The sequence below is a fragment of the Alcanivorax sp. P2S70 genome, from assembly GCF_000475295.1.
Lineage (GTDB): Bacteria > Pseudomonadota > Gammaproteobacteria > Pseudomonadales > Alcanivoracaceae > Alcanivorax > Alcanivorax profundi.
Genome location: NZ_AXBZ01000067.1, coordinates 26097 through 42966, shown reverse-complemented (window position 1 = coordinate 42966; position 16870 = coordinate 26097). Strand labels below are relative to the sequence as shown.

General features: G+C 57.6%; 13 protein-coding genes. 4 read left to right on the top strand and 9 right to left on the bottom strand.

The features are described 5' to 3' along the window. Positions 1–335 precede the first annotated feature (335 nt). The 8 genes from Q672_RS31765 to gloB form a co-directional block, all read right to left on the bottom strand. Positions 336–1136, bottom strand: a complete 801-nt coding sequence (locus Q672_RS31765; RefSeq protein WP_022986571.1) for an enoyl-ACP reductase FabI — start codon at positions 1134–1136, stop codon at positions 336–338. Positions 1137–1301: 165 nt separating this feature from the next. Next, complete coding sequence (locus tag Q672_RS31760; RefSeq protein WP_022986570.1) at positions 1302–2882, bottom strand: ABC transporter ATP-binding protein; 1581 nt, start codon at positions 2880–2882, stop codon at positions 1302–1304. Next, positions 2879–3916: an ABC transporter permease gene (locus Q672_RS31755; RefSeq protein ID WP_022986569.1), complete on the bottom strand. Its 1038-nt coding sequence runs from the start codon at positions 3914–3916 to the stop codon at positions 2879–2881. Before Q672_RS31755 ends, Q672_RS31760 begins: the two co-directional genes overlap by 4 nt. 1 nt (position 3917) lies before the next feature. Further along, on the bottom strand, positions 3918–4994 hold the full coding sequence (locus Q672_RS31750) for a microcin C ABC transporter permease YejB (protein ID WP_022986568.1): 1077 nt from the start codon (positions 4992–4994) through the stop codon (positions 3918–3920). Continuing rightward, entirely contained in the window at positions 4991–6823 is a 1833-nt protein-coding gene (locus Q672_RS31745) for an extracellular solute-binding protein (RefSeq protein ID WP_022986567.1), read from the bottom strand. Before Q672_RS31745 ends, Q672_RS31750 begins: the two co-directional genes overlap by 4 nt. Before the next feature lie 12 nt (positions 6824–6835). Next, positions 6836–8683: an extracellular solute-binding protein gene (locus Q672_RS31740; protein ID WP_022986566.1), complete on the bottom strand. Its 1848-nt coding sequence runs from the start codon at positions 8681–8683 to the stop codon at positions 6836–6838. After that, entirely contained in the window at positions 8661–10265 is a 1605-nt protein-coding gene (locus tag Q672_RS31735) for a LysM peptidoglycan-binding domain-containing protein (RefSeq protein WP_031227018.1), read from the bottom strand. Before Q672_RS31735 ends, Q672_RS31740 begins: the two co-directional genes overlap by 23 nt. A gap of 69 nt (positions 10266–10334) precedes the next feature. Further along, positions 10335–11108, bottom strand: coding sequence for a hydroxyacylglutathione hydrolase (gene gloB / locus Q672_RS31730; RefSeq protein WP_022986564.1), 774 nt, complete (start codon positions 11106–11108; stop codon positions 10335–10337). A 45-nt stretch (positions 11109–11153) separates the two neighbouring features. On the opposite strand from gloB, the gene Q672_RS31725 reads away from it, so the two are divergent. From Q672_RS31725 to dnaQ, 3 genes are read left to right on the top strand one after another with little or no spacing between them, the layout of a single operon-like run. Then, positions 11154–11939, top strand: coding sequence for a class I SAM-dependent methyltransferase (locus Q672_RS31725; RefSeq protein WP_022986563.1), 786 nt, complete (start codon positions 11154–11156; stop codon positions 11937–11939). 4 nt (positions 11940–11943) lie between these two features. After that, positions 11944–12375, top strand: a complete 432-nt coding sequence (rnhA, locus tag Q672_RS31720; RefSeq protein WP_022986562.1) for a ribonuclease HI — start codon at positions 11944–11946, stop codon at positions 12373–12375. Positions 12376–12399: 24 nt separating this feature from the next. Beyond that, complete coding sequence (dnaQ, locus tag Q672_RS31715) at positions 12400–13134, top strand: DNA polymerase III subunit epsilon (protein WP_022986561.1); 735 nt, start codon at positions 12400–12402, stop codon at positions 13132–13134. A gap of 108 nt (positions 13135–13242) precedes the next feature. On the opposite strand, the gene nhaB is transcribed toward dnaQ, so the two are convergent. Further along, complete coding sequence (gene nhaB / locus Q672_RS31710; RefSeq protein WP_022986560.1) at positions 13243–14832, bottom strand: sodium/proton antiporter NhaB; 1590 nt, start codon at positions 14830–14832, stop codon at positions 13243–13245. A gap of 358 nt (positions 14833–15190) precedes the next feature. Between nhaB and Q672_RS31705 the strand changes: the two genes are divergently transcribed. Continuing rightward, positions 15191–16870 carry a hypothetical protein gene (locus Q672_RS31705; protein ID WP_022986559.1) on the top strand — a complete coding sequence of 560 codons (1680 nt, stop codon included), beginning with the start codon at positions 15191–15193 and terminating at the stop codon, positions 16868–16870.

Sequence of the window (16870 nt, the reverse complement as noted above, 5' to 3'; positions counted from 1 at the left end):
CTTTTGGTGGGCTTTTTAGTGTCTGGGGCAGCGTTCAGCTACGAGCTACGCTCGATTCGATAGAAAAACCCAAAATTGTTCCCGGCTTTAGAAGAGCGGAAACGCCTCCGCGATCGATCAGTTCGATGCCAATTAATAACCCGAGTACTCCCCGGGTGAGTCGCGCAGCGGAGTAACGCACGCAGTGCGGCCCCGAAGGGGGGCGAAGCGAATAACCCTGCTTGCACGGCTTCCATAGAAGGTTCTTCTGCCAACAAAAAGCCCGCCCGGTTTCCCGGGCGGGCTTTTTGTTGGGTTCGAGAGGATAGCTGCCTTCTCTGCTACTTTGCCGCTGTTTAGTCGGCTTCCAGCTCGAAGGGCATGGACACGGTGCTGGCACCGGCATCGACATAGGTAATCTCGCCAGTGATGCCGGACGCCAGATCCGAGCACAGGAAGGCGGCGGTGTTACCGACTTCCTCAATGGTTACATTGCGACGCAGTGGCGCCTTGGCAGCGTTGTAGTCCAGCATGCTACGGAATTTCTTGATCCCGGAGGCAGCCAGGGTGCGGATCGGACCGGCAGAGATACCGTTAACACGGATACCTTCCGGCCCCATGCTGGAGGCCAAATAACGGACAGACGCTTCCAGGCTGGCTTTGGCCATGCCCATGACGTTGTAGTTAGGCACGGTCTGACGAGCGGCGTGGTAGCTCAGGGTGAGCAGGGCGGCGTTGCGGCCGGCCATCATCTTGCGGCCCGCTTTGGCCAGCGCGACGAAGCTGTAGCTGGAGATGTCGTGGGCAATCTTGAATCCTTCGCGGGTGGCCACGTCGACAAAGTTACCGTCCAGTTCGTTACCGGGGGCAAAGCCGACAGCGTGAATGATACCGTCCAGTCCATCCCACTTGGCCGCCAGACCCTCGAATACCGCGTCAATCTGGGCGTCATCGGTGACATCACAGGGAAAGCACAGTTCAGTGCTGCTGCCGTAACGTTCGGCGGCTTTTTCCACACGGCTTTGCAGCTTGTCATTCTGGTAGGTGAAGGCCAACTCGGCGCCTTCACGATGCATGGCCTCGGCAATACCGGTAGCGATGGAGCGGTCGCTGGCAATACCAACGATCAAATAGCGTTTGCCTGCAAGAAATCCCATGGTGTTCCCTCAACGGTTTCAGGTGTATCCCGGTTTATGTGGGTGCAGTGTGTGCGTTGCGGCCAAGTATAGGCAATTTCTGCCCTGATGACGCGAACTCGGCCCCATTGAAATGCAACGGTGTGTTTCCTTTGGCGTGACATGCAAGGGGCTTTTAACAGGCCACTAATCCCCAGCAAAAGCCGCGTTGATCAGCTTACGGGTGTAGGCTTGCTGGGGAGCATCGAATATCGCTTCCACGTCCCCCTGTTCGACCACCTGGCCATCTTTCATCACCATTACGCGGTGACAGATGGCGCGGATTACCTTGAGATCGTGGCTGATAAACAGATAGCTCAGCTGGTGGCGTTGCTGCAGGGACTTCAGCAGTTCCAGAATCTGGAACTGGACACTGCGGTCCAGCGCTGAGGTTGGCTCATCAAGGATCAAAAGGTCTGGTTGCAGGATAAGTGCCCGGGCAATGGCGATACGTTGTCGCTGGCCCCCGGAGAATTCATGGGGATACCGGTGCCTGGCTTGTTGTGGCAGGCCCACTTCGTCCAGCAGGGCACTGACACGAGTGTCGCGCTCCTCTCGACTCAGGGCTGGTTCGTGCACAGCAAGCCCCTCAGCAATGGCCTGGCCCACCGTCATGCGGGGGTTGAGGCTGCCGAAGGGATCCTGAAACACCACCTGCATGCGGCGGCGCCATGGCCGTAATTGCCCCTGGCTAAGTGTATGGATGGCGGTGCCATCCAGGGTGATGCTGCCCTTGCTGGCGATCAGCCGGAGCAGGGCAAGTGCCAGGGTGGATTTACCCGACCCTGACTCGCCAACAACGCCGAGGGTTTCGCCCTTGTGTACCGTCAGGCTGATGCGGTCTACGGCCTGAAATACCGGTGCCGGAGCAAGTAGCCGGGTGCGTTTACCTTTGAAAGCCACGTCGATATCGGTGGCTTCCAGCAGGACGGCGGTGTCCTGAGGCAGGGCTGGCATACGGCCCTGAGGTTCGGAGTCCAGCAGGTGTCGGGTGTACTCCTGCTGCGGTTCCGTCAGCACGGTCCGCGTCGGCCCGGCTTCCACGCGTTTGCCGTTGTGCATGACGATGATGTCATCGGCAAACCGGCCGACGACGCCAAGATCATGGCTGATCAGAAGGATCGACAGGCCAAGCTCGGTCTGCAGTCGTTTGATCAGGGTCAGGATGGTTTCCTGTACGGTGACATCCAGAGCGGTAGTCGGCTCGTCGGCAATCAGGACCTGGGGATTATTGGCCAACGCCATGGCAATCATGACGCGCTGGCGCTGGCCACCACTTAATTGATGGGGATAGCGCTTGAGCATGTCATCACTGGCGGGCAGTTCCACTTGTTCGAGCAGTTCCAGGCAACGTTTGCGGGCCTGGGCATGGCTCATGCCCTGATGGACAAACAGGCTTTCGCTGATTTGCTTCTCGACGGTGTGCAGGGGATTGAGGGCGGTCAGCGGCTCCTGGAAAATCATCCCGATACGGCCGCCGCGCAAGGCCCGCTTCTGCTTGTCGTTGAGCTGCAGCAGGTCCTCACCCTCGAAAGTCACGCTGTCCGCTTTCCAGGTGGCGCTGTCGGGCAGCAAGTCGAGTATCGACAGGGCCGTTAACGACTTCCCCGAGCCGGATTCGCCCACCAGTGCCAGCATGCGACCGGGTTCCAGGTCCAGATCCATGCCATCCACGGCAACCTGATGACCAAACTGTATGTGTAGTCCGCGCAAGGAAAGCAGGCTCATTGCAAAAACTTCCTTGTGTCAAAGGCGTCACGAATCGCTTCGCCGATGAACACCAGCAGCGTCAGCATGATGGTGAGTGTGGTGAAAACGCTGATACCAATCCAGGGCGCATGCAAGTTGGCTTTGCCCTGGCCTACCAGCCGGCCCAGCGAGGGGGCATCGGGCGGCAAGCCGAAGCCGATGAAATCGAGTGATGTCAGTGTGACAACGGCGGCATTGAGGATGAAGGGCAGGAAGGTCAGCGTCGCGACCATGGCATTGGGCAGCATGTGGCGGAACATGATCACCGGTGCCCGCACGCCCATGGCTTTGGCTGAGCGCACGTAATCCATGTTTCGACAGCGCAGAAATTCAGCCCGAACCAGATCCACCAGTGTCATCCAGGAAAACAGCAACATGATGACCAGCAGGCTCCAGAAGCTGGGAACCACAAAACTGGAAATGATTATGATCAGGAACAGGGTGGGCATGCTGGACCAGATTTCGATAAAACGCTGGCCAAACAGGTCCAGCCTGCCGCCGTAGTAGCCTTGCACAGCACCCACGAGGATACCGACGATGCTCGACAGGATGGTCAGCATCAGCCCGAACAGCACGGAAATGCGGAACCCGTACAACAGTCCGGCCAGGATATCTCGGCCCTGGTCATCGGTGCCCAGCCAGTTCTCCGAGGAGGGCGGGGCCGGGGCAGGGACATCCAGGTCGTAGTTGATGGTGTTGTAGCTGAAGGCGATAGGGGGCCAGATCATCCAGCCCTTTTCGTTGATCAGCTCCTTTACCACCGGGTCTCGGTAGTTGGCTTCAGATTCGAAAAAGCCGCCGAAGGTGGTCTCCGGGTAGCTGTTGAATACCGGTACGTACCAATCGCCGTCGAAGCTCACCAGTAACGGCTTTTCGTTGGCAACCAGCTCGGCACCAAGGCTCATCACAAACAGCACCAGAAATACCCATAGCGACCAGTAGCCGCGACGATTGCTGCGAAATGCTTGCCACTGGCGGGCCCAGACGGGGTTGGTGATTTTCAGCAGAGGCATATCAGTGGTCTCTCCGCTCAAAATCGATACGCGGATCGACCCACACGTAGGTCAGGTCACTGACCAGCTTCATGACCAGGCTCAACAGGGTGAAGATGAACAGGGTGCCGAATACCACCGGGTAGTCCCGGCTGATCACCGCTTCGAAGCCCAGCAGGCCGAGGCCATCCAGTGAGAAGATGTATTCGATCAGTAGCACACCGGTGAAAAACATGCTGATAAAGGCAGCGGGGAAGCCTGCGATGATAATCAGCATGGCATTGCGGAACACATGACCATACAGCACCTGTTTTTCCGCCAGACCCTTGGCGCGGGCGGTTTGCACATACTGCTTGCGGATCTCATCCATGAAGGAGTTCTTGGTCAGCATGGACAGGGTGGCGAAGTTGCCGGCCACGATGGCTATGGTGGGGAGGGTGATGTGCCAGATATAGTCCCATACCTTGCCCATTACCGTGAGTTCATCAAAGTTGTCAGAGGTGAGGCCGCGTAACGGGAACCATTCGAAATAGGAGCCGCCGGAAAACAGCACGATCAACAGCAGGCCCAGCAAGAAACTGGGAATGGCGAAGCCGATGACGATAAGGGTGCTGCTCCATACATCAAAACGGGTGCCATCGTGCACAGCCTTGCGAATGCCGAGGGGAATGGAGACCAGATAGGCGATCAGGGTGCTCCACAAGCCAAGAGAGATAGAGACTGGCAGGCGCTCGATGATCAACTCGGTGACCGACCGATCGCGGTAGTAGGATTCGCCAAAATTGCCGCTGAAATAGTTTTTCACCATGAGCCAGAAGCGCTCGGGGGCAGGCTTGTCAAAGCCGTACATCTTCTCGATACGCTCCACCAGTTCCGGGGGCAGCCCTTTGGCATTCTGGTAATTGCCCCCGGTCATGGTGTCGGCACTGCCGCCGGCAAAGCTGCTTCCGGTGCCGCCAGTGCCGATCCCCTGCAGTTCAGCCAGGGTTTTTTCCACGGGCCCACCGGGCGCGGCCTGGATAACAACAAAGTTCAACAACAAAATGCCAAACAGAGTCGGTATCACCAGCAACAGGCGTTTGGCGATATAAAGCTTCATTGCGCAGTGCTATCCCACCAGGTGTCCAGAGAAGTATCGAGTGGCACGTACCGGGCAAAATCCGGATGACGCAGCCTGGACTGGTAGGCAATGCGGTGCTCGTTGGTGTACCAGTTAAGCACCGAGTAGTAATTCCATTGCAGCACCCGGTCCAGCGCCCGGCAGCTGGTCACCAGCGCTTCACGGTTGGGGGCCGCGATGATCTGGTCGACCAAGGCATCCACGACCGGGTTCTGTATGCCGATCAGGTTGCGGCTGTTGGGTTGATCGGCCGCGGCTGAGCTCCAGTATTCCTTCTGCTCATTGCCTGGAGAGCTGGATTGCCCGATGCGCCCCACAATCATGTCGAAATTGAAATTACGGATGCGCTCCACGTATTGGGCTGAATCGATGGTGATAACGCTGGCGTCAATGCCCAGGGCTTTGAGGTTGCGCGAGAATGGCAGCACCACACGCTCGAAGGCCGGGGAGCTGAGCATAATCTCGAATTTGACCGGGGTCCCCTTGGGCGAGAACAGGGTGCCATCACGGAACTGGTAACCCGCCTGTTTGAGCATCTGTTGCGCCTGGCGAAGATTCTCACGTGGGCGGCCAGAACCGTCGCTCTGCGGGGGCTGGTAGGCAGTGGTAAAGACTTCATCGGGTAGCTGGTCCCGGAACGGCTCCAGCAATGCCAGCTCGGCCTTGCTGGGCAAGCCGGTTGCCGCCATGTCGGAGTTTTCGAAATAACTGCGGTTACGCTTGTACTGACCGTAGAACAGGTTGCTGTTGGACCACTCGAAATCGAACGCGTAGCCGATGGCCTTGCGCAGGGTCATATCCTGGAAAAGGGGTTTGCGGATGTTGAACAGGAAGCCCTGTGCGCCCCACGGGTTGTGGTGAGCGACGGTTTCGGTCTTGATCTGCCCTTTGCTGAAAGCGGGCCCTTTGTAGGCCGTTGCCCACAGTTTTGAGTTGTTTTCGTGGCGCCAGTCGTAGTTGCCACTTTTGAAGGCTTCCAGTGCCACATTTTCTTCGAGGTAATAATCGTAAGTGATGGTGCCGAAGTTGTTACGGCCGCGCATGACCGGCAAGTCTTTTGCCCAGTAATCGTCACGCAGCGCATAGGTAATCTGCTTGCCGGGGTCGGCCTTGACGATACGGTAGGGGCCAGAGCCTACGGGAATAGACATGCCACTTTTTTCTAAGTCCTGTTTTTCCCAGAGGTGTTTGGGTAACACGGGAAGCTGACCGATGATCAGCGGGAGCTCCTTGTTGATGCTGCCAGGCTTGAAATGAAAGGTCACCGTAAGTGGGTCGTTGATTTCGACGTTATCCACTTCTGCATAGTAATAGCTGTAAAAAGGGCGCCCTTTATCCATCAGGGTGTTAAAGGTCCAGGCCACGTCCTCGGCACGCACCGGGTGCCCATCGGAAAAACGGGCTTCTTCGTGCAGGTGGTAGCGTACCCAGCTGCGGTCATCTGGCCACTCGATGGTTTCTGCCAGTAGCCCATATTGGGTGAAGGGTTCGTCTTCGCCGCGCACGGTGAGCGAATCGTAGAGATGGGAGTTATCGGTTGCCCCCATGCCGGCAGCGGGGCGCCCCTTGGGCACGAACGGGTTGAGCGAATCGAAGCTACCCACCACATGCAGACGCAGGGAGCCGCCTTTGGGAGCATTCGGATTGGTATAGTCAAAATGACTGAAACTTGCCGGGTACTGGGGCTCGCCGTGCATGGCAATGGCGTGGCCCTTGTGAACTTCCGCGCTGGCTAGCCCGGAACAAAGACACAACCCCAGAAACAGCCCACGCAGCATTCGTTGATGAATGGTGCCGTGAATGGCCATAGGAACTCCTTTTTATTCTTTCATCCACCAGGTATCCAGACCCAGCCCGAAGGGGATTGGTTCCGGGGGACGGGCAAACTTGTCCCACCAGGCAATCCTGTGGTGGCGGATATGGTAATTGAGGACGCCATAATGCTGGTAGCGCAGGCGACGATCCAGTGCCTGCAGTGCCTGCGTATAGTCATTTTCTGTCGCGGCGGACAGCGCGGTGTTAACCAGGTGATCCACAATCGGATCGCTGATGCCGGCCAGGTTGCGGCTGCCCGAAATGTTGGCGCTGTCGGAGAGAAAATAATCCTTCAGCTCCGGGCCGGGGTAGTCGCGCATGGGCAGCACGAACAGCACCACGTCATACTCGAAATGATCGAGTTTCTGCTTGTAGGCCGCAGGGTCGACTTCCCGGTAATCGGCTTCAATACCCAGTCGTTTGAGATTGCGGAACCAGGGAGCAAGTATGCGGTAGATGCCGGGGTTATGGTAATTCAGAACCGTGAAGCGAAGGGGTTTGCCCTCGCTGTTGACCAGCTTGTTGCCTTGCATCTGCCAGCCGCTCTCCTTGAGCAGGGTGAGGGCTTCACGCATTCGGTCACGGATCTGGCCGCTGCCGTCGTTGACCGGCGGGGTTATGTCCGCAGAAAAGTAATCGTCGGGCAATGCGCTGGTCAGCGGAGCAAGCAGGGCCTTCTCGGCGTCTGTTGCGCTTTGGTTGGCGCGGTACGGGCTATTGGGAAACCAGCTAACGGTACGGGTATAGGCGTTGGCAAACAGGTTACGGTTTGACCACTCGAAATCGAACAGCAGGCTTGCCGCCTTTCTCACCCTCTGGTCGTCAAAGGGGGCCCGCCGGGTGTTGAAGAAAAAGGCCTGAACCGGGCGGGGAATCCGGTGGGGGACTTCCGCCCGCAAGACTCGCCCCTCATTCATGGCGGCGAAGTTGAATGCGGTAGCCCAGCGTTTCGAGCTGTAGGTGTAATGCAGGTCATAACCGCCAGACTTGAACGATTCAAATCCCACATCGGCATCCCGGTAAAATTCGAAGATTACCTTGTCGAAATTGTAACGCCCGCGATTCACTGGCAGGTCTTGTGCCCAGTAATCTCCAACCCGCTCAAATACCACCTTTTTACCGCCACTGATGTCGCTGACCCGGTACGGGCCGCTGGAGACCGGCGGTTCCAGTGTGGTTCGGGTAAAATCGTGTTTTTCCCAGTAGTGCTTTGGCAGAATCGGGATGGCGCCAACAATCAGGGGCAAGTCCCGCCGCGCCTCACTGAAGGTAAAGCGAACCGTTTGTGGATCTATCGCTTCGACAGAGGCCACATCGACCAGCCGCAGGCTGTATTCGGGGTGCCCCTGTTCGCGCAGGGTGTTGAATGAGAACACCACATCGTCAGCGCGAATGGGTTCTCCATCATGGAAGCGGGCGCCATCACGCAGGTGAAAAATGCACCAGCTGCGGTCTTCAGGGTATTCAATCCAGTCGGCGATCAGCCCGTAAGCTGCTCCGGCTTCATCCCCCAGCGGGTTATGTGGCTGAGATCCCATTAGCAGGCTGTCACCCAGCTCGGTGACCCCGTACATCTGGATGCCGGGTGTATCAGCGGGGCTGATGCCCTTGAGGATATAGGGATTGAGGCTGTCGAAGGTGCCGTTTCCAAACAAGGTGATACTGCCGCCTTTGGGGGCGTCCGGGTTCACGTAATCCAGATGCTTGAAGTCGGCAGGGTATTTCAGGTCGCCGAAGGGGTGGTAGCCATGGCTACGAGTGACGTGGGGCTGTTCCGCCTGTGCCGAAGGGAGAATCCCCAGGCACAGGCAGGCAGTGATCAGACATCGTTTAGAAAGATTGGCGAATATCAACGTAAAGAGTCAGCCGTTGCCCGGGTTGAATGTATCGGTTGCTGGCCACTGTCTGGTTCCAGCTCTTGATATCGTTTACCGATACATTAAAGCGGTCGGCAATGGCATACAAGGAATCCCCGTTACGTACGGCATAACGGACTTTGCGCACCATCTTGTCATGTGCCCGCTTGGCTGGAGTAGTGGCCTTGTTGCCCTTGGTCCAGATGGCGAGTGATTGACCGATGCTGAGGCTGTCGCCGGGCGCCATATCATTCCATCGTGCCAGTTCTTTGATCCCGACATCGTGGGAACGAGCGATGTCCCAGAGTGTATCGCCGGAGCGTACCGTGTAGTTCTGCCGGGTACGCCCGCTTCGCTCACGGCCTTGTTTTGCGGCGAGGCGCGCCTCCGCGCTGAGGGTATAGCTGTCGCTGCTGGCCGCCGGGCCAGGAATCAACAGGGTACGACCGGCAATAATGGTGCTTCCCTGCAGATGATTGATGCTGCGAAGCGCTTGTGGGGTGGTGCGGTAACGGCGTGCAATGGCGCCGAGGTTGTCACCGGGCTGAATTTCATAGCGGGCCCATTGCATGCGCTGGTCAGCGGGAAGGGCGGCGAGGCCCGTGCGGAAGGTGTCTGCCCGCTCAACCGGGATTAGCAGCCGGTGAGGGCCGTCCGGTGAGGTGGCCCAGCGATTGTAAGATGGATTGAGCAGGTACAGCTCTTCGACAGAAATGTCTGCCAGCCGGGCCGCTTGGGCCAGATCAATTTGCCCACCGGTGTCCACCTGCTCGAAATAGGGTTCGTTGCGGATGGGGTGAAGTGGTACCTCGTACTTGCCCGGCTCCTGCACGATCTGGGCGATGGCGAGCAGCTTGGGCACGTAGGCTGTGGTTTCGCGAGGGAGTTTCAGGCTCCAGAAATCTGTCGGTTTACCCGCTTCTTCGTTGCGGCGAATGGCCCGTGAGACCGTGCCACCACCGGCATTATAGGAGGCCAGCGCCAGAAGCCAGTCGCCGTCAAAGCGATTGGACAGTTTCTGCAGGTAATCCAGGGCCGCATTGGTAGATTTGATGACATCGCGACGCTGATCTTCCCACCAGGTGCGGTGCATGCCGAAGTAGTCACCGGTGGAGGGGATGAACTGCCAGGGGCCTGCGGCGCGACCGTGCGAATAGGCAAAGGGGTCGAAGGCGCTTTCCACTATGGGTAGTAGTGCCAGTTCCAGTGGCATTTCACGGGCTTCTGCCTGCTCGACAATGTAGTGAAGATAGCGCTCGGAGCGAGTGGTCACCCGTTGAAAGTATTGCGGGTGACGGGCATACCATTCCCGTTGCACGCGAATACGGTCGTTTTCAACGGTGAGATCGAGTCCGTATCCGGCACGCAGGCGAACCCACAGATCGTCATCATCAGCCGGGTCGGGATTGCTGGCGTCTTCCACCGGCGCGGGCTCTTCCATGCCATTGGCCAGGTTCACATCATCTACCGACGGCTCGGCCGCTGGCATGGGAGGTAATTCATCGATGGATTGATGGCTGGCGCAACCAGACAACAGGGCCAGTCCTAGCAACATGGCTGCGCTAAAAAATATTTTCATAATAATTCGGACAGCAAAAATTTTTGGTAATTCTAAAAGTCAGGCTTTGCCGGCAGCAAGCGCTGAAGGCTAAAAGTTGTCCTTCCAGCGACGCAAGGTGGCAAAAGTCTGCGTATCACTCTCGCTGGCACCGGGCTCGCGGGCCTCGCAGGCTGCTTTGACAGCAGGATCCGATGCCCTCAAAAAGGGGTTGGTACGGGTTTCTTCGGCCAGCGTGGAGGGCAGGGTAATCTCACCCAGCTGCCTTGCCTGCTTCACGGCGCTGTGTCGTGACTGCAGCCGAAGATCGTCCGGCGTTACCGCCAGGGCAAAGTCCAGATTGGCCTGAGTATATTCATGGGCACAGTAGACCAGGGTCTCGCCAGGCAGTTCGGCGAGGGTTTGAAGGGAGTCATGCATTTGTGACGGAGTTCCCTCAAACAGTCGCCCGCAACCTCCGGCAAACAGGGTATCGCCACAAAACAGCCAGTGCTGGTCGGCGCAGTAGAAGGCAATGTGTCCCAGCGTATGACCAGGCACCTCCATCACGCTGAGGGCGATATCGAGCCCAGCGGGGGTAATGCAGTCATTGTGGCGCAAGGGATGCGTCATGCCGGGAATGGATTCTCGGGCTGGGCCATACACGGGGATATCCCTGTTGGCGGTAAGGGTTGCGATTCCGCCCACGTGATCCGGGTGGTGATGGGTGATCACGATGGCGGTGAGAGCAAGAGCGTGCTGGGCCAGAAACTCCTCGACCGGGGTGGCGTCACCGGGATCGACCACGACGCAAGCGTCGCCACGGGAGATGGCCCAGATATAGTTGTCACGGAATGCGGGGATGGCAGTGGGGCTCGACAGCATGACGTGATAGGCTCCTGAAGAAGACGTTTAACAGGTATTGTCCCCATGCAATTGCCGCCACTCAACCGTATTTCGTTCAGCCCCTCTGCCGCAGGCTCGGAAGTGATGGTCCGCGCGTTCGACCAATGGCTCGAAACAGAGCCCGGCCAGGCCGTGCTGGCTGCTGAAGCGGGCATGCTCAACGAGTGGTTGCGCGGCCAGGTCGGACAGCGTGCTGTGGTGGCGTACAGTAGCCGCGGCCAGGACTTGCTGCGCGAGTGCCCCTTGCGCTGGCATACCTCGGTGGCGCCGCCAGGGTTTGACGGAGTGGCGATCCAGGCGCGGCCGGAGTTGTTGCCCTTTGCCAAGAGTAGCGTCGATCTCATGGTGCTGCATCATGTGCTGGATTTCGCACAGGACCCTCACCAGGTGTTACGGGAAGCCAGCCGAGCGATTGCGCCGGGGGGCAAGATTGCGCTGGTCGGTTTCCATCCCTTGAGCATGATGGGGCTGGCGCGCTGGTTCTTTTGGCGTGAGCGTCCTGGCTGGTCCGGCCGTTTCTACCGGCCAAACCGTGTCACGGACTGGCTGCAGGTGTTGGGATTTGAGGTCGATGGGATGGCCAGTGGCTTCTATACTATGCCGCTTTCTCAACATGGCCGTTCGCGAATTCGGTTGCTGGCGTGGCTGGGGCGCGTATTGTGGCCTCGTCATGGCGGTACCTATTTGCTGGTTGCCCGCAAGCGGGCGGGTATGGTCAAGCCTTTGCCGAGCCGCCAACGTAAAGTGCCTCGCAATACCGTTGTTCCTGTGCCGGTGGCGCGCTGGGGGCAGCAGAACCGGGAGTCCTGATTCATTGAAAGCAGTTTATATTTATACCGACGGCGCCTGCCGGGGTAACCCTGGCCCAGGGGGCTGGGGCGTTGTGTTGCGTTACGGCAGCAATGAGAAAGAAATGTACGGTGGTGAGCCTGAGACCACGAATAATCGTATGGAGCTGATGGCCGCGATTCGTGGGCTGGAAACCCTGACCAAGCCGTGCCAGGTGGTGCTGACCACGGATTCCCGTTATGTCATGGATGGCATTACCTCCTGGATGGCCAACTGGAAGAAGCGCGGCTGGAAAACGGCCTCAAAGCAGCCGGTCAAGAATGTGGATTTGTGGCAGCGTCTGGATGCCGCTGCGCAGCCACACACCATCGATTGGCAATGGGTCAAAGGGCATAGCGGACATCCGGAAAATGAACGGGCAGATGCGCTGGCCAATCGTGGCATCGACGAGTTGTAACCGAATACTGGTGAAGGAAAGCTAATGCGTCAGGTCGTACTCGATACGGAAACTACCGGTCTGGAGCCCAATGATGGGCATCGGGTGATCGAAATCGGTTGTGTGGAAGTCATCAATCGCCGGATCACCGGCAATAATCTTCATCTGTACCTCAACCCTGAACGGGACATCGACGAAGGGGCGCTGGCTGTGCACGGCATCAGCACCGAGTTCCTGGCGGATAAGCCTACGTTTGACAAGGTGGTCGATGAGTTTTTGGCCTTCGTGGATGGCGCCGAACTGGTGATTCACAATGCCCCCTTTGATGTGGGCTTCCTGAACCATGAATTGCGCCGGCTGGGCGCCGCCTACGGCAGCATTGAACAGCGCTGCGGGGTACTGGATACCCTGGTTATGGCACGGCAGAAGCATCCCGGCCAGAAGAACAACCTGGATGCGTTGTGTCGCCGTTATGACGTGGAAAACGGGCACCGTGAGCTTCACGGGGCCTTGCTGGATGCGGAGATCCTGGCGGATGTCTATCTCGCCATGACCGGTGGCCAGACCCGGCTGTCGCTGGGGGGGAGTGACGGCGCTGATCAGGGCGGTAGCGCAGTGGCAGAAGCCATCCGCCGACTGGATGCCCAGCGCTCACCGTTGAAAGTGGTACGTGCAAGTGAGTCTGAAGTGGCACGGCACAGTGCCAAGCTGCAAGCCATTGCGGGCAGTAATGGCGAGCCTACCCTGTGGGAACGCTCCGAGAGCGATTCGCTGCACTAGGGAGCCTCTGAACAACGCCTTGCGTGCCAAGCCTTTCAGGCTGGCTCTCTAATCCTGTCTTTCTGTCTGACCGGGGAAGGGGTAAGACCCCTTCCCCGGTGGTCCCTATCAATGATGCTCTTCAGGGCTTTCGCTGTATTCACTGGCATCGTGGTGCTCAATCCAGCCATTCTCGTACATGTAGGTAGTCGCCGGCTCCAGTGCCATGGCCGTCATCACCAGACCGGTGATGGACATGACGATGGTGTAGGGCAGGGCCATGATCACCATGCGGCCATAGGACAACCTGACCAGAGGCGCCAGCGCAGACGTCAGCAGGAACAGGAAGGCAGCCTGGCCGTTGGGAGTCGCAACGGAGGGAATGTTGGTCCCGGTATTGATGGCGACGGCCAGCAGGTCAAAGGTATCGCGGTCAATTTCCTGCTTGAGTAGCGCCTGGCCGACTTCGTCCACATAGACCGTGGCGACGAAAACGTTATCGGACACGGCTGACAGTACCCCGTTGGCGATGTAGAACGCCGGGCCCTGAACATGCTTCTCTAGGGTCAGTACGTATTCGATGACCGGTGCGAACAGCTGTTGATCGGCGATCACTGCGACCACCGCGAAGAAGACGGTGAGCAACGCGGTGAAGGGGAGGGCTTCTTCGAACGCTGCACCGAGGCGGTGTTCTTCGATGATGCCGGTAAAGGATGTGGCAAGAATAATGACCGTGAGCCCCACCAGGCCAACCGAGGCTGCGTGAGTGGCCAGACCAACGACCAGCCAGACGGCCGTGATTGCCTGGACAACCAGTGCTGCCCGGTTCTGGGGGGTGCGTTTGCGGTCTTGCTCCAGCGCGTACTGTCGCATGATGCCACGTACTTTTTCGGGGATATCCTCGCCGTAGCCAAAGCTGCCGCTGATTTCAAGGAAGACGCAGGTCATCAATCCCACCAACAGAACCGGCAGGGTAATGGGGGCCATGCGCAGGAAGAACTCGCCAAACTCCCAGCCTGCCTTGTTCGCAATCAGCAGATTCTGGGGTTCCCCCACCAGTGTGCAGACACCGCCCAGTGCGGTACCGACCGCGGCGTGCATTAACAGGCTACGCAAAAAAGAACGGAATCGCCGCAGGTCTTCGCGGTGCAGTTCTTCAACGCTGGTATCGTCACCATGGTCGTGTTTTTGCTGGAATGTCTTGCCAGAGGCAACCTTATGGTAGATGCCATAGAAGCCGGTACAAACGGCAATGACCACCGCAGTTACGGTCAGTGCGTCCAGGAAAGCAGACAGCACCGCTGCCGCCATACAGAACAGCAGGCTCAGTCGTACCTTGGATTTCACCCCCAGTAATATGCGGGTGAACATGAACAAGAGCAGGTCCTTGAGAAAGAAAATACCTGCTACCATGAAGATAAGCAGCAGCATCACCTCAAGGTTGCTTTCTACCTTGTGCAGCACGGTATCGGCTGAGGTCAGCCCAATCATGACCGCCTCGATGGCCAGCAGACCACCCGGTTGTAGCGGGTAGCACTTCAGGGCCATGGCCAGGGTAAAGATAAATTCTGCAAGCAGCAGCCAGCCCGCGGTAACAGGGCCGAGGGTCAGGGCCACCAGAGGGTTGATCGCCAGGAACGCAATGATGGTGTACTTGTACCAGGCTGGAGCCTGACCGAGAAAGTTGTGCAAAAAGGCGCGGCCGATGGTCGCGGGCATGACAATTACCTGCTGGGCGTTGGCTAGGGGAGTTGGGCGCGGCAATGATAAGGAGTTGCCATGCCCCAGTACAGTGCAAAGGGTGGACAAATTGTCCTAGATCAAGGTCGTATTGTGATTCCCGCTGGGTAGGGGTAGTAGGTAATAAGACTTATACCCCTTTTGCAACTGTGGCGAGGTTAACAAAAAGCCAATAAATCAGTTGCTTACATTTGAAAGTTGACGCAGTGTTTAATCGCATGCCAAAGTTGATGCGCCTTGTTTTACAATCTTGTTGTACTGTTTCGGGCGCATCCGGGGGGCACAATACCCGGGCTTCAGCCCGACAATAATAAAGTTTGGTGCTTGCGGAGAGTCCATGGTCGCCATTACAAACACCACCTCCCTGACTTTTCTCAAGGAAGCGATCGATAGCACCTTGACCGAAGCTGAGACCCGGCTAGAGGCGTTTTCCGATGATCACGCCCTGAAAGAAGAGCTGGAGCACTGCGCTACAGCGTTTCAGCAGTTAAGGGGAATCTGCCAGGTAGTCGAGCTTCCTGCTGCCGCCCTGATGAGCGAAGAGATGGCACTGGCGGCTCGTGAGCTGTTGGAAAAGGTGTCTGAAAGCCGGATTCAGGCGTTGGGCAATGCCATTGTGCTCCTGACCCGTTATTTCGATTACGTTCAGCTGAAGAACCGTACCCTGCCATCCTTGTTGATCGGCGGGATCAATGAGCTGCGACGAGCGGGCGGCAAGCCATTGATTCAGGAGAGCCATTTCTTCAGCGCGGATCTGTCCCGCCAGCGCAATCCGGAAGCCGCTGTCAGTGAGGTCAGCCGTGATGAGCTGACGGGATTATCTCGCCGCTTGCGGCATATGTATCAGGTCGGTCTGGTCGGTATTCTGCGGGAGCAAAATCCGCCGCCGCATCTCAAACTAATGGCTCGTGCCATGGCACGACTCGACAAGGCGGCTGGCCCGTGTGGGCTAAGTCGTTTTTTCTGGGTCGGGCAGGCCGCCCTGATGGCTATGGCGGCGGATGAGATGGCTCTGACACCTGCCCGCAAGGCATTACTCTCCCAGTACGATCGCCAGCTCAAGAAGGTGGTGTACGACGGTGGTCAGGCGCTGGAGGAGGATGCGCCGTTACTGCTGCTCAAGGAAAGCCTCTATCTGGTTTCATTGAGCGCAGTTCAGGAGGGTGTGATTGGCCAGGTGAAACAGGTCTTTGATCTGAAGAATGCGATTTCGGATACGGAGTTGCAACGTGAGCTGTCTTTAATGACGGGTGCGAGTGGCTCAGTGATTCGTTCTGTGGCCAGTGCCATGCGGGATGAAATTGGCGAGCTGAAACAGACCCTGGATCTTGCCTCCCAGGGGGTGGCCGATACCAATTATGAATCGGTGGCGAACAGCCTAAGTCAGCTGGGTAGCACCCTGTCGATGATCGGCAAGGATGATGATGCTGCGGCCATCAAGGATCGTTCTGCCCAGGTTCGCCAGTGGCCAGCAGACCAGAATGTCGAGACCGACGCTTTTCACGCCTTAGTTGATGATTTGCTACGAGTGGAAAATGTGGCGGCCAATCTTGAGCGTAGCCTGGCACCTGAGGATGATGTCCACAAAGCCAGTAACAATACCGCGATTTCTCTTTACCAGCTCGATGATGCCCGCATGACGGTTGTTGGTGAGTGCCGAGCCGGGTTAGCCCTTGCCAAGCGGTCTATCAGTTCGTTTATGGATAACAACTGGGATGCCATGCATCTATCGAATCTGCCTGGTACCTTTGCCACTATTGCCGGGGGGCTGATGTTTCTTGAGTTGCAGCGGGCGAGGGGCGTCACTGAAGCTTGTCACCAATACATTCGCAAGCAATTGATTGAAGGTGAAACAGCCCCGACACGTGAAAACATGGAAACTCTGGCAGATGCCCTGACCGGTGTTGATTATTATCTCGAGAGTATGGAAGAGCAGAAGCCTATTGGCGAAGGGGTGCTCGAAGTGGCAGAAGAGAGTGTCAAAGCGCTGGGCTTCCCGGTAGACAAGGTTGCCTGA

What these genes read in the sequence shown, in the direction of transcription:
- Q672_RS31765 (WP_022986571.1), bottom strand. Translation starts at nt 1,136, where the DNA reads ATGGGATTTCTTGCAGGCAAACGCTATTTGATCGTTGGTATTGCCAGC.
- Q672_RS31760 (WP_022986570.1), bottom strand. Translation starts at nt 2,882, where the DNA reads ATGAGCCTGCTTTCCTTGCGCGGACTACACATACAGTTTGGTCATCAG.
- Q672_RS31755 (WP_022986569.1), bottom strand. Translation starts at nt 3,916, where the DNA reads ATGCCTCTGCTGAAAATCACCAACCCCGTCTGGGCCCGCCAGTGGCAA.
- Q672_RS31750 (WP_022986568.1), bottom strand. Translation starts at nt 4,994, where the DNA reads ATGAAGCTTTATATCGCCAAACGCCTGTTGCTGGTGATACCGACTCTG.
- Q672_RS31745 (WP_022986567.1), bottom strand. Translation starts at nt 6,823, where the DNA reads ATGGCCATTCACGGCACCATTCATCAACGAATGCTGCGTGGGCTGTTT.
- Q672_RS31735 (WP_031227018.1), bottom strand. Translation starts at nt 10,265, where the DNA reads ATGAAAATATTTTTTAGCGCAGCCATGTTGCTAGGACTGGCCCTGTTG.
- gloB (WP_022986564.1), bottom strand. Translation starts at nt 11,108, where the DNA reads ATGCTGTCGAGCCCCACTGCCATCCCCGCATTCCGTGACAACTATATC.
- Q672_RS31725 (WP_022986563.1), top strand. Translation starts at nt 11,154, where the DNA reads ATGCAATTGCCGCCACTCAACCGTATTTCGTTCAGCCCCTCTGCCGCA.
- dnaQ (WP_022986561.1), top strand. Translation starts at nt 12,400, where the DNA reads ATGCGTCAGGTCGTACTCGATACGGAAACTACCGGTCTGGAGCCCAAT.
- nhaB (WP_022986560.1), bottom strand. Translation starts at nt 14,832, where the DNA reads ATGCCCGCGACCATCGGCCGCGCCTTTTTGCACAACTTTCTCGGTCAG.
- Q672_RS31705 (WP_022986559.1), top strand. Translation starts at nt 15,191, where the DNA reads ATGGTCGCCATTACAAACACCACCTCCCTGACTTTTCTCAAGGAAGCG.